The organism is Rhizobium sp. SVR5-9E, from assembly GCF_056755095.1.
Genome location: NZ_JBNDHS010000523.1, coordinates 1 through 256 on the forward strand (window position 1 = coordinate 1; position 256 = coordinate 256).

The 256-nt window shown below is 57.0% G+C and carries 1 protein-coding gene; it reads right to left on the minus strand.

The window, feature by feature from the left end:
* Positions 1–256 (minus strand): hypothetical protein (locus ACPYOJ_RS35895; RefSeq protein ID WP_481420464.1); only part of this gene is annotated, 256 nt, incomplete at both ends.

Here is a 256-nt window from a genome sequence, read left to right on the forward strand (position 1 = left end):
GTTTTAGTGTGCTCGCCCTTACGTTCTTTAATGATGGGTGCCAGCAGCATCAGGCGTTTGCCTTCCGGCTGCGACAGCACGTTATCCACCATCTGGCTTACGGTCTGCGCGGCCAGCGGGACGTCGTGATCCGGGCAGCGCGGCTCACCCACGCGTGCATACAGCAGACGCAGGTAGTCATGAATTTCGGTAATCGTACCAACCGTTGAACGCGGGTTATGCGAGGTGGATTTCTGCTCAATGGAGATAGCAGGTG